The following is a 17,373-nucleotide window of genomic DNA, read 5'->3' as shown; positions in this document are numbered from 1 at the left end:
AGCACGTTCTCACCTTAAGTAAAGCGTTCTTCACAAAAGATTCAGGTCACATGTATTTTTACTTATCAAAGCGTTTACAAACGTTCCATGGCAGTCTCGACGCGTAATATTTGACCCTCGGTAGCCCCTCGCTTTCACCCCTCCGCGAGCACGCAGACCAATCCCGCGCGGGGCGCGGCGGCCGCTTTCAGCGTGTTCAATTCGCCTCGTTAAACCCTCGTAGCGCGCACGCTCGAGAGGCAATGACCGCCCGCCGGGCGGTACCTCACCCGATGCGAGATAATGGGCAGGTGCCCAACAATCCTTTCCCCGAAATCCCCGTCACCGTACCCCAAATCATTCGACAGGTCGGCCACCGCACCTACCAGCGCGGGGCCGCCTACCAGCGCAACCGCGAGGTCGTGCGCTACAGCTACGACGAGGACAACCGCACCCTCACCGGACTCGTTAACGGAAGCACCCTCGTGCCCTACGAGGTGACGATTCGGTTCTTCCCCCCGCGCGCCGGCTCTGCCGCCTTCGCGGCCCGATGCACCTGCCCGGTCGTCAGCAATTGCAAGCACGCCGTGGCGCTCATGCTCACCGCGCTGGACCGCGCCTCCGTAGCGAAAAAGGCACTCAGCGAACACCCCGGACCGGTCAGCGCACCCGGTGCCGTAACGAAGGCTACCGCTGCGAAGGTGGCGACAGATGCAAAGGGATTCGCAGGTTCAAAGAGCGCGGACGTTGCGGAGGCGAAGAAATCCGCCGACCCGCTCGCAGCACTGCGCGCCTCCGGTGCACTCACCACCGCGGCGAAACTGCCCGCACCCGATGCAGCGGCTGTCGAGCCCGAAAACCCCCAGGGAAGCTTTGCGCTCAACGAGCTAGGCGCCTCCCCGAGCCTGCAGGCAGAGGCACCCGCCTCCAAGATTTCGGCCTGGCGCAAGAATCTCTCCTCGGTTCTTTCCGCACGTCAGGACCTTTCCGGCATCGATTCGCTACGGGTCAGCGGCGCGCTCGACCTGTCGATGAGCGTCTCGGGATCCTACGCGCGCGGCCGCAACATGCCCGGGGCGACCCCGGCCATCAACCTGCTCGCGCGCCCGCTCATGCGCTCCAAAACCGGCCGCTGGGTCAAGGGCGGCCTCACCTGGGACACTTTCGCCTCGAGCGTGGGCGGGCCGGTCGGCCGCCACGATATCTACCCGGAGCACGAGCGTTTCTTCGCCGAGCTCTACTCGATTGCCCGCCCCTGGCAGAACATGTACTCCTCGCACCGCGACTGGATTTCGCTCAGCGCCGCGGGCTCTGCCCTGCTCTGGGATGTGCTCGCACGCGCCGAGGAAATCGGCCTGCCGCTACTAATCAACGGACGCGAGGTGGAGTACGCCATCCTGCCGCCCGCGCGGGTGCGTCTGCGCGCCGCCGCCCTGCCCGAAGACTCCGAAGAGAACCCGGACGGGGGTCTGCTCCTCGAGGCCGCGCTGAGCTGGGAGGGGCGCGAGGGCGAGCTTCTGCGACAGCTTTGGCTTCCGGCCGTCCACTGCCACCCCATGGGCACGCCCCGCACCGGCTTCTTCGCGCTCGGCGGGCTTGCGCAGCAGGAGTACGAGCAGGCCGCCAAGGCCGTGCACTGGAAGACCGCCCGGCCGGGCGCGCTGGACGAGGTGGGGCGCGGCGCCTTTGTGCAGTCTGAGCAAACCGTGCAGTCTGAGCAAACCGTGCAGTCGGCGGATTCCGCGCAGCCGGAGCAGGCCGCGCAGTCGGAGCAGGCCGCGGTTCCGAACCTCCCCGAGGGCGTGGAGCTGGCGCTCATCCCCCTGGTCGAGCCGCTCGACGCCGCCTCCGAGGCGCTCATCTCGGCGGGAACCGTCAAGATTCCCGCCTCCGAACGCCCCGCGTTCCAGCGCGATTTTCTGCCGGCTCTCAGCCGCTCCGTACCCGCGCTCACCCCCGACCCGGCTCTGGCCCTGCCTGCCGTCACCCCGCCGCGCCTGGTGCTCGAGCTGACCTTCGACGAGGAGGTTCGCCACGATGCGCAGCTGGGCTGGCACTGGGAGTACCCCCTCAACCCCTTCGAGGCCGAACACGAATCCGGCGTTCAGCGCCTGCCGGTCTTCGGGTACCCCGGCGAGGAGGGCGGCGAGGTGCGCGACGAGCGCTTCGAGGCCCGCGTGCTACGCTCGGTGCGCTCGGTGCTGGCCGCGCATCCGGCCCTGGCCAGCTTAGAAGAGCGCCGCGTCGAGGGCTGGGAAACCCGCGAGCTGCTGAGCGTCGTGCTGCCGAAGCTGCGCCGCATTTCCGCCGTTCAGGTGCGTTTCAACGGCACCCCGCCCGAGTTCGTGGAAGCCACCGACGCGCTCATCGAGGTAACCGTCACCGAGGGCAATTCGCGCGACTGGTTCGGGCTGGGCATTGCGGTGAAGGTCAACAATTGGACTGTACCGTTTGCACAGATTTTTGAGGCGCTCGATCGCGGGGCGGACCGTATTCTGCTCGGCAACGGCACCTACTTCTCGCTGCGCCGACCCGAATTTAAGACCCTGCGCACCCTCATCGCGGAGGCGCGGGAGCTCGACGAGGCGGGCGGCGAGCTGCGCATCAACCGGCACCAGGCCGGGCTGTTCTCCGAGCTGGAATCGCTGGCGGTCAGCGTGCAGACCACCCGGCGCTGGGATGAGCAGGTGCGCTCCCTGCTGGCGCTCGTGGAGGCCTCCGAGGCCCGCGAAGCTAACCCCGCAGAGGGTGCGGATAAGCCCGCGGCAAGCCCCGATACGCATGACAAGCGCAACAATGGGGGTGTGGTGCGCCCGAACCTAAACCGAGAGTACCCGGTCCCCGCGGGCCTGCGCGCCACCCTGCGCCCCTACCAGGTGGAGGGCTACCGCTGGCTCACCTTCCTGTACGAGCATCGCATGGGCGGCATCCTCGCCGACGACATGGGCCTGGGTAAGACCGTGCAGGCCCTCGCCCTGCTCGCCCACGCCATCGAGGAGCACCGCGCCGCGGCCCCCGTCGAGCCGTTCGCACCCTTCCTCGTGGTTGCGCCGACCTCTGTCATCACCAACTGGGCGGCGGAGGCGGAACGCTTCCTGCCCGAGGCGAAGGTCGTGACCATTACCGAAACCACCGCCGGTAAGACCCCGCTGGCTGAGCGCATCGCCGGGGCGCACCTGGTGCTGACCAGCTACACACTGCTGCGCATGGACGAGGACGCGTACGTCTCCTACGCGGCCGGGCTCGGCTCGGAGGAGGGCCCGGGCACCCCCGGCTGGGGTGCGCTCCTGCTGGACGAGGCGCAATTCGTCAAAAATACCGGCACCCGCGCCTGGTCTATCGCCCGCGCCATGCCCGCGCGCACCAAGATCGCCATGACCGGCACGCCCCTGGAGAACAACCTCATGGAGCTGTGGGCGTTGCTGGCGATTGTGGCGGACGGGCTCTTCCCCTCCGCCCGCGCCTTCCGCGACTTGTACGCCCGCCCGGCGGAGTCCGGTGAGGACCCCGCGCACGCGGCCGCCACGACCGCTCGCCTGCGCCGGCGCATCCGGCCGCTCATGCTGCGCCGAACCAAGGAGCTGGTGGCGGCGGAGCTTCCGGCGAAGAACGATACGCGCGTGAACCTGCCGCTGGCCCCCGGTCACCGCCGCATCTACGACACGCACCTGCAGCGTGAGCGCCAGAAGGTTCTGGGCCTGCTGGAGGATATGGACAAGAACCGTTTCACGATCTTCCAGTCGCTGACGCTGCTGCGCCGCCTGGCCCTGGATGCCGCGCTCATCGACCCGGACGCCTACGAGGGCGTCACCTCGGCGAAGCGCGAGTACCTGGTGGAGCGGCTACCCGAGCTGCTGGCCGGCGGGCACCGCGTGCTGGTGTTCAGCCAGTTCACCGGTTACCTGAAGAGCATCGCCCGGGCCCTGAGCGAGAAGGGCATCGACCACCTGTACCTGGACGGTTCGACCCGCAACCGCGCCGAGGTCATCGAGGCGTTCCGCGCCGGGGCCGCGCCGGTGTTCCTGATTTCGCTCAAGGCCGGCGGTTTCGGTCTGAACCTGACCGAGGCGGACCACGTGTTCATCATGGATCCGTGGTGGAACCCCGCCGCCGAGCAGCAGGCGGTGGACCGTATTCACCGCATCGGCCAGGACAAGGAGGTGCACGTCTACCGCCTGGTCGCCGAGGGCACGATTGAGGAGAAGGTCATGCAGCTCAAGGAGTCGAAGGCCGCGCTCTTCGATGCGGTGGTCGGTGAGGGCGAGTTCGCCTCCGCGGCGGTCACGGCCGAGGATGTGCGCGAGCTCTTCGCGCTGCCGGATGAGAAGGACGCAAGATAGCGGTCCCTCTCCCCCGCCGCGGCTCGTCATGATTCTTCGCCTCGTTAAGCTCGAGGCACAACCGACTCGTCTTCGCCTCGGCCGCGGGCGTAGCATAGAGAACCAATAGACCCCGCGGAGGCCTCACCTCCCCCGCAGAAAACGAAGGAGCATCATGAGCTACAACGTACCGAACGTAAAGTTCAACGACGGCCGCAGCATCCCCCAGCTGGGCTACGGCGTGTGGCAGGTTGAGGACGAGGTCGCGGAGAAGGTCGTGGGCACCGCCCTGGAGACCGGCTACCGCCACGTCGACACCGCCGCCATCTACGGCAACGAGGCGGGCGTGGGCCGTGCTATCGCTAACTCCGACGTGGCTCGCGAGGACATCTTCCTCACCACTAAGCTGTGGAACTCCGACCAGGGCTACGAGAGCGCTTTTGAGGCGTTCAATGCCTCCCTGGAGAAGCTGGGCACCGACTACGTTGACCTGTACCTGATTCACTGGGCCAAGCCGCAGCAGGGCCTGTATCTGGATTCCTGGCGCGCGCTGATTGAGCTGCAGAAGCAGGGTAAGGTCCGCTCGATTGGTGTGTCGAACTTCCCCGAGGAGCAGCTGCGCGAGATCATCGAGAAGACCGGCGTGGTTCCGGCTATCCACCAGATTGAGCTGCACCCCTACTTCTCGCAGGAGGCGCTGCGCGCCGTTCACGCCGAGTATGGCATCGTGACCGAGGCGTGGAGCCCGCTGGGCAACGGCAGCGATCTGCTGCAGAACCCCGTGCTGGCTGAGATCGCGGAGCGTCACGGCGCAACCCCCGCGCAGGTTGTGCTGGCGTGGCACCTGGCTAAGGGCACCGTGGTTATCCCGAAGTCTGTGACCCCCTCCCGCATTGAGGAGAACCTGGCGTCGGTGAACGTGAAGCTGACCGCCGAGGACATCGCGGCCGTGGATGCGCTTTCCACCCCCGAGGGTCGTATTGGCGCTGACCCGGCGAACATCGACTTCTAGGGTGTAGCGCGGGTGTAGAGTTTGAATCGCACCTACATAAAGCCCCGACAGGCACAGATAGTGCTTGTCGGGGCTTTTGCGTGCCCTGGTGGCGCGGCTTTTCGGGCTTTCGAAGACCGGTTTTAGCGAACGCTCGTTCTTGGATTGTTCGGCAAACCATCAGCTATCCTGGCGGGCGCTTCGTAACTAACTCCCGCCCGCCAGTTTTCGACGATTAGCTCTCGTCCTCCACCAGCAGCGAGAGGGAGATGCGGCGGCGGACCGGGTCAACCTCCACGACGCGCACCCGCACGATGTCGCCGCTACGCACAATGTCGTGCGGGTTCGCCACGAACCCGCGGCTCATCTGCGAGATGTGCACGAGGCCGTCCTGGTGCACACCGATATCCACGAACGCGCCGAAGGCCGCCACGTTCGAGACGGTACCCTCGAGCACCATGCCGGGGCGCACGTCCTCGAAATGCGAGACGGATTCGGAGAAGCGTGCGGTGCGGAAGCTGCCGCGCGGGTCCAGGCCGGGGCGGCGAAGCTCGGTGAAGATGTCCTGCACCGTGTACACGCCGGCAGTGCCCTCCTCCGCGCCGTCCTGTCCGCCCTCCTGCACGTAGTCGGCGGGGTTCAGCCCGGCCAGCGGGTCGCTACCGTCCGAGGTACCCAGAGCGCCGGACACCCAGCGGGCGCCGTTGCGGGCCTGCGCGTCGGCAATAATGCGGCGCGCGAGCGGGTAGGCTTCCGGGTGCACCGCGGAGGCATCCAGAGGCTCCTCGCCGCCACGAATACGAATGAATCCCGCTGCCTGGCGGAAGGTCTTCTCACCCAGCCGCGGCACGTTTAGCAGCTGCCGGCGGTTCGCAAAGGGGCCGTGCTCGGTGCGGTAGGCGACGATGCATTCGGCGGTCGCGGTGCCCACGCCCGCCACGTGCGCGAGCAGCTGCACGGAGGCGCTGTTGAGGTTCACGCCCACGGCGTTCACGCAGTCTTCGACGGTGTCGTTGAGGGCCCGGCGTAGGGCGGCCGGCGGCACGTCGTGCTGGTACTGGCCCACGCCGATGGACTGCGGGTCAATCTTGACGAGCTCGGCGAGCGGGTCCTGCAGGCGGCGCGCGATGGAGACGGCGCCGCGCACGGTCACGTCGTAGTCGGGCAGCTCGGCGGCGGCCAGGGCCGAGGCGGAGTAGACGGATGCGCCCGCCTCCGAAACGGTCACCTTCTGGGGTGCTTCCACGCCCTCCTCGCGCAGGGCGCGAATGAGTTCGCTGGCAAGCCTGTCGGTTTCGCGGCTTGCGGTGCCGTTGCCGATGGCGATGAGCTCCACGTGCTCCTCGCGGCAGGCGGCGGCGAGTTCGCGCAGCGCCTCCTCCCACTGATTGCGCGGGGCGTGCGGGTAGACGGTGCCCGTGCGCAGGGGCTCGCCCGTCTCGTCGACGACGGCGTACTTCACGCCGTGGCGCAGACCAGGGTCCAGGCCGAGGGTGCGGCGGTGCCCGGCGGGCGCGGCGAGCAGAATATCGCGCAGGTTGGAGGCGAACACCTCGGTCGCGTTCTGCGCGGCGGTATCGAGCAGGCGGTGGCGGATGCGCTCAGCCAGGCGCGGGCGCAGGTGGCTGCGCCAGGCGGTGCGCACGGTGGCGGCGAGCCAGCCGAGCACGCGGTCCTCGTCGTCCACGGTGTTGAGCACCTGCACGGGGATGCGCAGCGCGGCGGCCACCTCACGCTCGTATGTAGAACGTACGTTCTCGTAGTTTTCGGCTGCGGCCTCGGCCTCGACGCGGGCGGCACCGCGCAGGCGACTGAGCGGTGCGGGGGCGGGTGCCACGTCCACCTTCAGGCGCACCACGCCGGCGTCCTTGGCGCGGTGCAGGGCCAGCACGCGGTGCGGCGGGATGGAGCGAATACGGTCCGAGAAGGCGAAATAGTCCGAGAACTTCGCGCCGTCGCTTTCGTGCCCGGCAATGACCCGGGATTCGATGACGCCCTGCTCGCGCAGGCGGGTCAAGAGCTTCTCGCCGAGCACCGGGTCGGTGAGGGCGCGGTCGATCAGAATCGCGCGGGCGCCCTCGAGGGCCTCCTCGGCCGTGCGGATGGGCAGCGTCTCATCCCCCTCCGCGCGGGCCTCCGCAATCTCCTCATCGGTGGTGATGTAGGCGGCGGCGATGGCGTGCGCGTCGGCGAGGGGCACCTCCAGCAGGTCCTCAACGAGGGAGTCGAGCCCGGCGGCGCGGGCCAGCTGCGCGCGGGTCACGCGCTCGCTGCGGTAGGGGGCGTAGAGGGCGTTCACGTCTGCGACGGTGGCGGCGTTCATGAGCGAGGAACGCAGCTGCAGCAGGGTGAGCGGGTCGATAAACCCCTCGTCGGCGCGCGCGGTGAGCGCCTCGAGCACGCGGGCGCGGCGCTCTTCGAGGGCGCGTAGCTGACCCAGGCGGGTCTGGATGGCGCGCAGCTGGGTGTCGGTGAGCGCGCCCGTCGCTTCTTTGCGGTAGCGGGCGATGAAGGGCACGGAGTTGTCTGCGTCGAGCAGTGCCACGGCGGCGCCGATACGGTGCGGGGCGATGCCGAGCTCTGCGGCGAGTACCGAGACAAGGTGCGAGGAGGGGGCCCGCTCGGCCCGCCCGTCACGGTCCTGTCGGCTACAGTTCGGTTCGGGGTGCGACTCGTTGGCGGATGCGCCGCGCGGCGCGATGCTGCTCGGGAGGGGGTGTTCGCTCATCCCTCCAGTTTCGCATACTTCGCCGACGCTCCGGGAGCCGGGCCGCCGGGACCGCTGTCGGGATCCCCGCGGCCGCCGCCGAGCCTGCCGGGGTAGTATCGACCCCGCCCGGCCTCAGCCGCCGGCTCCAGCGCCGGTTCCAGCCGCAGAGCCCGAGTGCGTACAGCCGACGGGCGGTTCTGCATCATTTGGGCCTCTGCCGCCGCCCGCGTCATCTTTTGGTTAGTTAGCTGATTATCGGCCCCTCCGCTTGAACGCCTATATAACGTTCAACTATTTTTGAACTAAAAGGATATATTTTTTAAAATTTTTCTCGCTTTTATGCAGATTGGGGGTGGCGCGGCCGCCCGCACGACCTTTTCTGCTCGCAGAAATACAGGGTGCGACGGCACGGTACGACGATGCGCCGCCCACCTGCAGAGGAAAGAGGGACCCATGCGCGAACGCACCGCGCTATCAAACGCGCCGGAGGGCTACTTAGATTTTCACGACGAGTACGCGGAACTCATCGCCGAACTCGCCGCGCTGGGGTTCACCCCTACCCAGGTTCTCCGCCGCCTCAACTTTCTGTACCCGCACATCAACAAGAAGTACCTGAACTATGCGCTGAGCTCCGGCATCTGGCAGTTTGGCCCGGTCACGGCAGACGCCCCGAGCTACACGGTGCTCGCATGCGGCCTCTGGTACGTTTTCGCGGAAGCCTACGATCTGCCTCCAGAGCCCGAGTACGCGGCGCTGATTCTTGATTGCGATATTATTCACGACCTGCCGTCCGCGCTGGAGGCACGCCACTTCAACAATGAAGACATTGCGCACGTTCTGGCGAAGATTGGGGCAACGCTCAAGTACCTTGCCGCACACCCCTACTCCCAGCTGGAGGAAGAAGCCTACGCGCAGACCCTCGAGGACATCAGGCAGCGCGGCGTGAAAGAAATCGGCACCGAGGGCGGTAGCCTGTACACCCTGCTTGCCGCCAGCATGGAGGGCGAATCGGCGTGGCCTGCCCCTGCACAGACGGTCAACGATTACCTCGGTGACGGCGACTGGTCCCTGGGTATGCTCCGCACCGGCATTTACCCGGCGGAGGCGCTCGAGAACGAGTGGTATATCGACGCCGCGGCGGTACCCGAGGATTTTGCACCGAAGACTCTGAGCCTGTTTTTGAGCTATTGCGCCCGCTACGACCGCGAGCCGACGGCGCTGAACTACGGCTACTGGTCTACCATTCCCACGCTCATTGAGCAGGTGCCGCCGCTGGGTGCGGTACGCGCCAAGTTCGGTTCCTGGCAGACGGCCCTGCATCGCGGACGCACGCAGATTGCCCGCGAGCTGCGCCTGTGGACGAAAAACGAAGCCAACGTAGCTGCCGTGGAGTCGGGTGCCGCTGAGGCGAGCGCTGCTGAATCGAGTGCCGCTGAGGAGCTTGAGCTCCTCGACGCTGAGCTGAGTAACGCTGACGCTGAGCTGACTAACGCTGAGCTCCCCGAAACAGAACTAGCAGAGTTGGATACCCCGGACGGCTCCCCTGCGGGCGCTCCCGCGGAACCGGCAGAACCGACAGAACCCGCACGTCTGAGCGCCCGCGAACTCACCGAGCAGGGCATCGGCGTGGTGCAGACCGCCCACACCGACCTTGCGGCGTACCACCGCACCCAGTGGGAGCAGACGGTGGAAGTCTTCGGCGAACGCCTCGCGCAGCTTGCCTGGAACCGCCGCCTGAGCACCTACTACTTCTTCGACGGAGCCTGCCTGGAAGATGCCGACCCGACCCCCGTGGTGACGGTTTTCCGCTCCCCCACCGGTTTCCTCTGCGAGCTTGAACCCACCGTCGAGGCGCTGCCCGCCTTCGACCCGGAGTTCCTGCAGGAGCACGGCTGGAGGCACCCGGTACCGGTGCATGCGCTGTGGAACCTGCACGCGCTCGACCCGCAGGAGGCCGCCTCCGCCGTCGTTGAGGCGATGCGCTCCGGATGCGGCTGCGAGCGCTGGGATTTCTACCGCACCGATGACAACGAGGAGCCGCTGGCGGAAGAGGTCGAGGCAGCTTCCATCTAAGCGCCCGCCCTCTCGGCACTTCCCGAGGGCTTCTCAAGATAGCGAAAGCCCGCGCCCCACCTCCGAAAAGGAGCAGGGGCGCGGGCTTTACGCGTGCGCGGGATACCAGCTGCGGCAGCCGGCACCGATAGCCGGTGTGGCCTAACGTGCCGAGAAGATTTCGGACGCCTCCACAATCGCAATCTGTGCGGTGCGGGTCGAAATCGCCTCGTGGCGGCGTGCATCGGCGCGGCGCTTGAAGAACCAGCCGATACCGAGAATCGCGAACCACACGGGCATGGCGAGCAGGCCGTGCAGGGTCTCCTCGTACATGGCCAGCACGCCGATGGTGAAGGCGAAGAACGCCAGGGTCAGCCACGCCGCAACACGGCCACCGGGCAGGCGGAAGTGCGACTTCGCGTGGCGCGAGGGGAACTTCTTGCGGTACATCAGGTAGCTGACCATAATCATGGTCCACGCGAAAATCACGAGCACCGCAGCCACGGTGGTCACCAGGTTGAAGGCGCTCGAAATCGAATCGCCCGCGTACAGCAGCACCAGCGAGGACAGCAGCATCACAGCGGAGAGGAACAGCGCGTTACGCGGCACGCCGTTACCCGAGAGCTTGCCCAGGAACTGGGGTGCGCTGCGCTCGCGGGCCAGGCCGAAGGCCATGCGCGAGGTCGAGAAGATACCGGAGTTCGCCGAGGAGGTTGCACTGGTAATCACCACGAAGTTGATGATGTGCGCGGCAATACCCAGGCCCGCCAGGGTGAACATGGCGACGAAGGGGCTGTTATCGGGGCTGACGAGACGCCAGGGAGTGACCATCAGGATAATGGCGAGCGCACCAACGTAGAAGACCATAATACGTACCGGTACGGCGTTAATCGCCTTGGGCAGGGTCTTTTCGGGGTCCTGGGTTTCGGCAGCGGTGGTACCGACCAGCTCGGAGCCCATGAACGCGAAGACGGCAATCTGGAAGGCACCCAGGAAGCCGATGAAGTGGTTCGGGAACAGGCCGCCGTCGTTCCAAAGGTTTGCGACCGAGGCCTGCGCGCCGGTGGGCGAGGTAAAGCCCATCACAATCATGGCGCCGCCGACCACAATCAGGGCGACGATGGCGACAATCTTAATCATGGAGAACCAGAACTCGATTTCGCCGAAGTTCTTCACGGAGACCAGGTTCAGCACCAGGAGCACGCTGATGACGGCGAGCGCCGGGATCCAGGCTTGCAGGTCGGGCCACCACATGCGCAGGTAGCCGACGATTGCGATGATGTCCGCAACCGCGGTCACCACCCACATGAACCAGTACGACCAGCCGAGGAAGAAACCGGCCATGGGGCCGACCAGGTCGGTGGTGAAGTCCGAGAAGGACTTGTACTTCAGGTTCGACAGCAGGATTTCACCCATAGCGCGCAGCACCAGGAAGATGACGGCGCCGATGAGCATGTACACGAAAATCACGGAGGGGCCCGCTAGGGAGATAGCGCGGCCGGAGCCCATGAACAGGCCCGTGCCGATGGCACCGCCGATGGCGATGAGCTGAATATGTCGGTTGCTCAGACCACGGTGCAGGCGCTCCGTCTGTTCGGGAGCCTCGGGGGTGACGGTGGCCTGGTTATGTTCAGTCACGACGTCCTCTTTTCTGCAGTTAGGCCCCGTAGCGCATATAGTGCATGGCGGATGAGGGTTTTCGGTGTCATCCGGCAGGTTTCGCGTATAGATATGCAACCACTATTCATGCGGGGCAGCCCCGGCTTTCGGGGCGGAAGATGGGCTCAACCATGGTTCGCACCGCATCCGGGGCGAGTTCGAACATCGCCCGATGCGGCTACCTCTGGGAGCTTTCACATCTGTTTGGATAGATATTCTACACGTTTTGAAAGGTGAATGAAGTATTTTTCAACCTTTGGTGTGTCGCAAATCTATCGCATAGGTCACCATTTAGCCCCCTGACGGGGGTAAATAAACACAGAAAAACCTCGCCCCCGCATCCAGAAAGACCACGGGGGCGAGGCACAGAACAACGACGAGCGGTAGCGCTAGAGGCTACTTCTGAGAGGCTCCTTCAGCCGCCTCGGCGCGGGCGCGCTTGGCGGCGTGGCGACGGGTCAGAATCTCGTAACCGATGGCCAGGGCGATGAACCAGACGGGGGTCAGCGCCAGGCCGATGGCGGTGTCCGGGTACAGGCTCAGGGCGTAGATCATGACGGCGAAGAAGACCAGGCCGAACCAGCTCATACCGATACCCCAGGGCATCTTGTACTGGGAGGCTTCGTGGCGCTCGGGGAACTTCTTGCGGTACACCAGGTACGCAATCAGGATCATGCTCCAGGTGAAGATACCCATCATCGAGGCCACGGAGGTCACCACAGTGAACGCCTCCATGATGCCGTTGCCGGCGTACAGCATGACCAGGCTGAACAGCAGCAGCACGGTGGTCAGGTACAGGGCGTTGGCGGGCACGCCGTTCTTGGTGAGCTTGCCCAGTGCGGAGGGTGCCGCACCGTCGTGCGCCAGGCCGTAGACCATGCGGGAGGTCGAGAAGATACCGGAATTTGCGGAGGATGCCGCGGAGGTCAGCACCACGAAGTTCACCAGCGAGGCGGCGATGCCGATGCCCGCCAGGGAGAACATGCCCACGAAGGGGCTCATGGACTTGTCCAGCTTGTCCCAGGGGGTCACGGCGAGGATAGTCAGCAGCGGCACGGCGTAGAAGAGCGCGATGCGGAAGGGCACGGCGTTAATGGCCTTGGGCAGGGTGCGCTCGGGGTGCTTGGTCTCAGCCACGGCGGTGCCGACGAGCTCGGCGCCCACGAAAGCGAAGAGGGCAATCTGGAAGGAGCCCAGGAAGCCGGTCACGCCCTGGGTGAAGATGCCGCTACCGGAGGGGCCGGGATGGTCCCACAGGTGGGCTAGGGAGGCGGTGGTACCGTCGGGACTGGTGAAGCTGAAGGCAACCATGAGCGCACCAACAATAATGAGGGCGACAATCGCGACGATTTTAATGACCGCGAACCAGAATTCGATTTCGCCGAAGTTCTTCACCGAGGGCAGGTTCAGCAGTAGCAGTGCCGTGATGACCACGAGCGCCGGAATGAACTTGGGCATGCCGGGTAGCCAGTATTGCACGTAGCCGGTAATCGCGATGACGTCCGCGATACCCGTGACAACCCAGAAGAACCAATACGACCAGCCGACGAAGAATCCTGCGCGCAGGCCGAGAATATCGGTAATGAAGTCAGTGAAGGACTTGTACTTGGGGTTGGAGAGCAGAATCTCGCCCATGGCGCGCAGAACAAAGTAGATGACGCTACCGATGATGGCGTAGACGAAGACGATAGAGGGGCCGGTCAGGGCGATGGTTTTGGCTGAGCCGAGGAAGAGGCCGGTGCCGATGGCGCCGCCAATAGCAATCAGCTGGATATGTCGGTAGCTGAGCCCGCGCTGGAGCTTGGAGTGCTCAGCCTCCGAATCTAGGCCGGTGACGGAGTTCTGCGGCGTTGGCTGCTGTGTCACGTATTTCTCTTTTCTGCGTCGGTTGCCCTGTTTTTTACTCGGGGGCTTATCCGGGTGGTTGGTATTCACTCATATTCCTTAACGGCGTACAGGGAGGTGGACCTCCCATTTCCGCGGTACGTGCGGTATTTCGGGGCTTGCGGGCCCTGATGACACGGTTTTGCCGGGGCTTGTATCACCGATGAGAAATATACAGAGAATGCATAATCTCAAATTTTACCCCCTCATACCCACACGAGCGCAATGAATCCAACATGGGCGGAAATTTGAGACGATGCGGGCACGGGGCGGGTTCACCGTGAGCCATCGGGCACAGGGGTTTCTCATCCTCCTCCAGCCACCCTTCCGCTGTCTCTTTTTTCGGGTTTTCAAAAAATTAAGAAACTTTACCAGTAAAACTTTACAAGGTGAGAAAGTGGGGCTAAAGTAGTAACCATTCAAACGAAAACCTAACCGACCAAGCACAGAACAGAAGGACACCACAATGGGCAAGTTCTCCAACGCAGCAATCCGCCTCACCGCCGGCGCACTCATCCTCGACGCAGGCGTCAAGAAGCTCAAGGCAGACGAGGGCACCTACGCCTTCCTACAGCAGATGGCCGCAACCGGCGTTCCCGCAGTCGCCAAGCTGGATGCAGCAACCTTCGGTAAGCTCATCTCCGGCGCAGAGACCACCCTCGGCGCAACCCTGCTGACCCCCTTCATCCCCTCCCGCCTGGCGGGTGCAGGCCTGACCGCATTCGCGGCAAACCTGATGACCATGTACTTCCGCAACCCGGACATGCACGACAAGTTCTTCCGCCCCACCCAGGACGGCCAGCAGCTCGCAAACAACATCGTGATGCTCGGCGCAGGTCTGGCACTGCTGGGCTCCAAGAAGTAGGACCTTCCTCTTAGCTCACTCCTCAAGCAACCTCTCTTTAGTGCGGTGGGAACCATCCGGTTCCCGCCGCACTTTTGCATGCGCGCCGATTCTGCATCTGCCGCCCCCCCCGGTTCGCTCGTACCCGGCCAGCCCGGCATCACCCCACCCGAGCAAACCGCGAAACCGCACGGTGCAGCGGCCCTGCGCTATTCTTTTAGGTATGTCTACTGAGAACACGCAGCCTAGCCAGGCACCCGAATCCACCGAAGAGAAGGCCAAGAAGCCGGTTCCCGAGGAATTCTTCCGCCAGCCCTACTCCTTCGTCCGCCGCGGCGACCGCCTCACCGCGCGCCGCCAGAAGGCCTGGGATACCTACTCCCCCACCCACGTGCTGGACATTCCGCGCCTGCGCACCGACACCTCCGTCGCGCCCGAGGCGACCTTCGACCCGGTTAAGATTTACGGCCGCGAGGCCTACCAGGTCGTCGAGATCGGTTCCGGTCTGGGGGAGGCAATCGTGCACCGCGCCGCCGAGATGCCCGAGGCGAACTTCCTCGCCGTCGAGGTGTACACCCCCGGCATCGCGGACCTGCTGCTGAAGATGGGCAACGCGGGCGTGGAGAACGTGCGTGTGGCTCAGGCGAACGCACCCGAGCTGCTCGACAACATGCTCGAGGAGAACTCCGTGGACGAGCTGTGGGTGTTCTTCCCGGACCCCTGGCACAAGTCCCGCCACCACAAGCGCCGCCTGGTGTCCCCGGCTTTTGCCGATAAGGTTGCGCGCGTGCTCAAGCCCGGCGGCATTTGGCGCCTGGCCACCGACTGGGAGGAGTACGCCCTGGTCATGCGCGATGTTCTGGAGGCGCACCCCGACTTTGAGAACGTTCACCCCGGTGCTGGTGCGACCGAGGAGGACCCGCAGGGTGGCTGGGCTCCGCGTTGGGAGGGTCGTACCCTCACCAGTTTTGAGCGTAAGGCTCAGGAGGCGGGCCGCCGCGCGCACGACCTGACCTACCGCCGCAAGTAAGCGGCTGCGCCAGCGCTAGTACGCGACTTATACGTTAAGGAGGTGAGGCTCCCCGGTCATTCGGGGAGCCTCACCTCCTTGTGTGTGGGCCCAAGTGCATGCGGGGCGGGGGTCTACCCTCCCCTCGCTTCGTATGACACTAAGACGCACAAGTCTCTATGGGCGGCTGACCAGCTCAAATGAGCTAGAAGTGAGCTAGAACAGCCGAACCGTTTACCCAAGTGTAGCGGGTTTAGCCGGTTTAGCGCGGCGGTTTCGTATTATCCGCCGTGGCCGGCTGGTGATGCTGACGGTACAGCACCACCGCCGAGGAACGCTGACGGGCCGCCGGGCGGGTACCGCGGGCAATATGCACCACGTCGCCGCTGGTACCGGCTGCGAACACGCGCTCCGCCAACCCCAGCTTCACCTTCGCATCCTCAATCTGGCTCTGCAAGGCCGCAATCTGTTCCTTCTGCGACTCCAGGAGAGCCTCCAGCTCGATGATTCGGCGAATACCTTCCAGGGAGACGCCCTCCTGCGAGAGCTGCTGAATCCGCTGCAGACGGTTAACGTCACGCTGCGAGTAGCGGCGCGCCTTACCGGGTGCACGCGAGGGCTGAACCAGGCCGATGCGGTCGTACTGGCGCAGGGTCTGCGGGTGCATGCCCGCCAGCTCAGCCGCCACCGAAATCACGAAAACCGGCAGGTCCACGCTGTGCAGCGGCTCGCTACGACGGGACTTCGATGATGATTCACGAGCTGCCATGGTTTACTTCGCCTTCTTCAACAGATCCTTACGGGGGTTCTCCTGGGGTGCCAGCTTCACGAACTCTTCGAAGGCCTTCTGAGCCTCGTCGCTGAGCTTGGTGGGCAGAACCACCTCGGGGATGACCAGCAGGTCGCCCTTGCCGTTCTTGGTCTTGAAACCGCGGCCCTTGGCGCGCAGTCGGCGACCCACCTGGCCGGGGGCCAGGCGCAGCTTCACGGTGGTGTTATCGGGCAGGGGAACCTCAATGACGGCACCGTCAACGGCCTCGGCGAGGGTGACGGGGGCGCGCATAATCAGGTTGTTCTCCTCGCGGGAGTACACCGAGTCGTCGGAGACGCGCACGGTGACCTTCAGGTCGGCGCCGTGCAGGCCCTTGCCGCGCAGACGCACCTTCTGGCCGTCCTTGATGCCGGCGGGGATGCGTGCCTCAGTGTGGGAGCCGTCCGGCAGGAACACGGTCACGTTTGCGCCGGTGTATGCCTGGGCCAGGGTGATGCGGGTGCTGGTGGTGCTTTCCTCGGGGGCCGCGTGCTGTGCGCCGCCAAAGCCGCCGCCGCCCATGCCGCCGAAGTCGGCGCTGGTGAAGCCTGCGGAGCGACGACGGCTACCGCCGGTGCTTCCGCCGAACAGGCCGCCGAGCAGGTCATCAATGTTGATATTGGCGCTGGTGCCGCCGCGGAATCCGCCGAAGGCGTCCGCGCCGGGGTATCCGCCGCCAAAGCCGCCACCACCGAAGCCACCCGCACCCATGCCTGCAGCGCCGTAGCGGCGAATCTGGTCGTACTCCTCGCGCTGCTTCTTGTCGGAGAGCACGTCGTAGGCCTCGGAGATTTCCTTGAACTTCTTCTCAGCCTGCTCGTCACCGGGGTTCAAATCCGGGTGGTACTTGCGGGAGAGCTTGCGGTACGCCTTCTTAATGTCGCTTTCGCTTGCGTCTTCGCTAACGCCCAGTGCCTTATAAAAGTCGTCAGTTATCCAGTTTTCGCTTGCCATATGTTTGTTTCTCCTCTCGCGGTGATGCGCCGCCCTCCTCGGTTACGGGACGGCCAGCAGGGCACCACGTTCTTGTCTTAATGCTCTATATAAAAGTTTAGTCTACTTGACTCAATTTTGGAAGGGGCTAGGCCAAAAAATAGCGCTCCCCAAGGGTTTTT

General features: G+C 64.9%; 10 protein-coding genes. 5 read left to right on the top strand and 5 right to left on the bottom strand.

What is annotated here, in order from left to right; translation table 11 throughout:
* The first annotated feature begins 242 nt into the window (after window positions 1–242).
* A complete protein-coding gene (locus HMPREF2874_RS02495) occupies window positions 243–4,319 on the top strand; it encodes a DEAD/DEAH box helicase (protein ID WP_070648837.1) in 4,077 nt (1,358 codons plus the stop codon).
* Between the two features lie 154 nt (window positions 4,320–4,473).
* Window positions 4,474–5,310 (top strand): aldo/keto reductase, encoded by an 837-nt coding sequence (locus tag HMPREF2874_RS02490; protein ID WP_070648836.1) that lies wholly within the window; start codon window positions 4,474–4,476, stop codon window positions 5,308–5,310.
* 214 nt (window positions 5,311–5,524) lie between these two features.
* Here HMPREF2874_RS02490 and HMPREF2874_RS02485 read toward each other — a convergent pair whose 3' ends face one another.
* Window positions 5,525–8,017, bottom strand: coding sequence for a helix-hairpin-helix domain-containing protein (locus HMPREF2874_RS02485; RefSeq protein ID WP_083309821.1), 2,493 nt, complete (start codon window positions 8,015–8,017; stop codon window positions 5,525–5,527).
* A 435-nt stretch (window positions 8,018–8,452) separates the two neighbouring features.
* On the opposite strand from HMPREF2874_RS02485, the gene HMPREF2874_RS02480 reads away from it, so the two are divergent.
* Window positions 8,453–10,072: a TY-Chap domain-containing protein gene (locus HMPREF2874_RS02480; protein WP_070648835.1), complete on the top strand. Its 1,620-nt coding sequence runs from the start codon at window positions 8,453–8,455 to the stop codon at window positions 10,070–10,072.
* 141 nt (window positions 10,073–10,213) lie between these two features.
* Here HMPREF2874_RS02480 and HMPREF2874_RS02475 read toward each other — a convergent pair whose 3' ends face one another.
* Complete coding sequence (locus HMPREF2874_RS02475) at window positions 10,214–11,689, bottom strand: amino acid permease (protein ID WP_070648834.1); 1,476 nt, start codon at window positions 11,687–11,689, stop codon at window positions 10,214–10,216.
* 417 nt (window positions 11,690–12,106) lie between these two features.
* Complete coding sequence (locus HMPREF2874_RS02470) at window positions 12,107–13,576, bottom strand: amino acid permease (protein ID WP_070648833.1); 1,470 nt, start codon at window positions 13,574–13,576, stop codon at window positions 12,107–12,109.
* 484 nt (window positions 13,577–14,060) lie between these two features.
* Here HMPREF2874_RS02470 and HMPREF2874_RS02465 point away from each other — a divergent pair, with 484 nt between their 5' ends.
* The gene (locus HMPREF2874_RS02465; protein WP_070648832.1) at window positions 14,061–14,459 is read left to right on the top strand and encodes a hypothetical protein; all 399 of its coding nucleotides are present in this window, start codon (window positions 14,061–14,063) and stop codon (window positions 14,457–14,459) included.
* A gap of 202 nt (window positions 14,460–14,661) precedes the next feature.
* A complete protein-coding gene (trmB, locus tag HMPREF2874_RS02460) occupies window positions 14,662–15,468 on the top strand; it encodes a tRNA (guanosine(46)-N7)-methyltransferase TrmB (RefSeq protein WP_070648831.1) in 807 nt (268 codons plus the stop codon).
* A 241-nt stretch (window positions 15,469–15,709) separates the two neighbouring features.
* Here trmB and HMPREF2874_RS02455 read toward each other — a convergent pair whose 3' ends face one another.
* Both HMPREF2874_RS02455 and HMPREF2874_RS02450 read right to left on the bottom strand, forming a co-directional pair.
* Complete coding sequence (locus HMPREF2874_RS02455; protein WP_070648830.1) at window positions 15,710–16,216, bottom strand: heat shock protein transcriptional repressor HspR; 507 nt, start codon at window positions 16,214–16,216, stop codon at window positions 15,710–15,712.
* 3 nt (window positions 16,217–16,219) lie between these two features.
* A complete protein-coding gene (locus HMPREF2874_RS02450; RefSeq protein WP_070648829.1) occupies window positions 16,220–17,212 on the bottom strand; it encodes a DnaJ domain-containing protein in 993 nt (330 codons plus the stop codon).
* Window positions 17,213–17,373 lie beyond the last annotated feature (161 nt).

Source organism: Rothia sp. HMSC068F09, from assembly GCF_001812775.1.
GTDB lineage: Bacteria > Actinomycetota > Actinomycetes > Actinomycetales > Micrococcaceae > Rothia > Rothia mucilaginosa_A.
Note: the sequence above shows the minus strand (reverse complement) of the source record. Positions and strands in the feature narration are given on the sequence as shown.

Coding starts and splice junctions, on each gene's coding strand:
- HMPREF2874_RS02490 (WP_070648836.1), top strand. CDS start 4,474: ATGAGCTACAACGTACCGAACGTAAAGTTCAACGACGGCCGCAGCATC.
- HMPREF2874_RS02465 (WP_070648832.1), top strand. CDS start 14,061: ATGGGCAAGTTCTCCAACGCAGCAATCCGCCTCACCGCCGGCGCACTC.
- HMPREF2874_RS02450 (WP_070648829.1), bottom strand. CDS start 17,212: ATGGCAAGCGAAAACTGGATAACTGACGACTTTTATAAGGCACTGGGC.
- HMPREF2874_RS02455 (WP_070648830.1), bottom strand. CDS start 16,216: ATGGCAGCTCGTGAATCATCATCGAAGTCCCGTCGTAGCGAGCCGCTG.
- trmB (WP_070648831.1), top strand. CDS start 14,662: ATGTCTACTGAGAACACGCAGCCTAGCCAGGCACCCGAATCCACCGAA.
- HMPREF2874_RS02495 (WP_070648837.1), top strand. CDS start 243: ATGACCGCCCGCCGGGCGGTACCTCACCCGATGCGAGATAATGGGCAG.
- HMPREF2874_RS02480 (WP_070648835.1), top strand. CDS start 8,453: ATGCGCGAACGCACCGCGCTATCAAACGCGCCGGAGGGCTACTTAGAT.
- HMPREF2874_RS02485 (WP_083309821.1), bottom strand. CDS start 8,017: ATGAGCGAACACCCCCTCCCGAGCAGCATCGCGCCGCGCGGCGCATCC.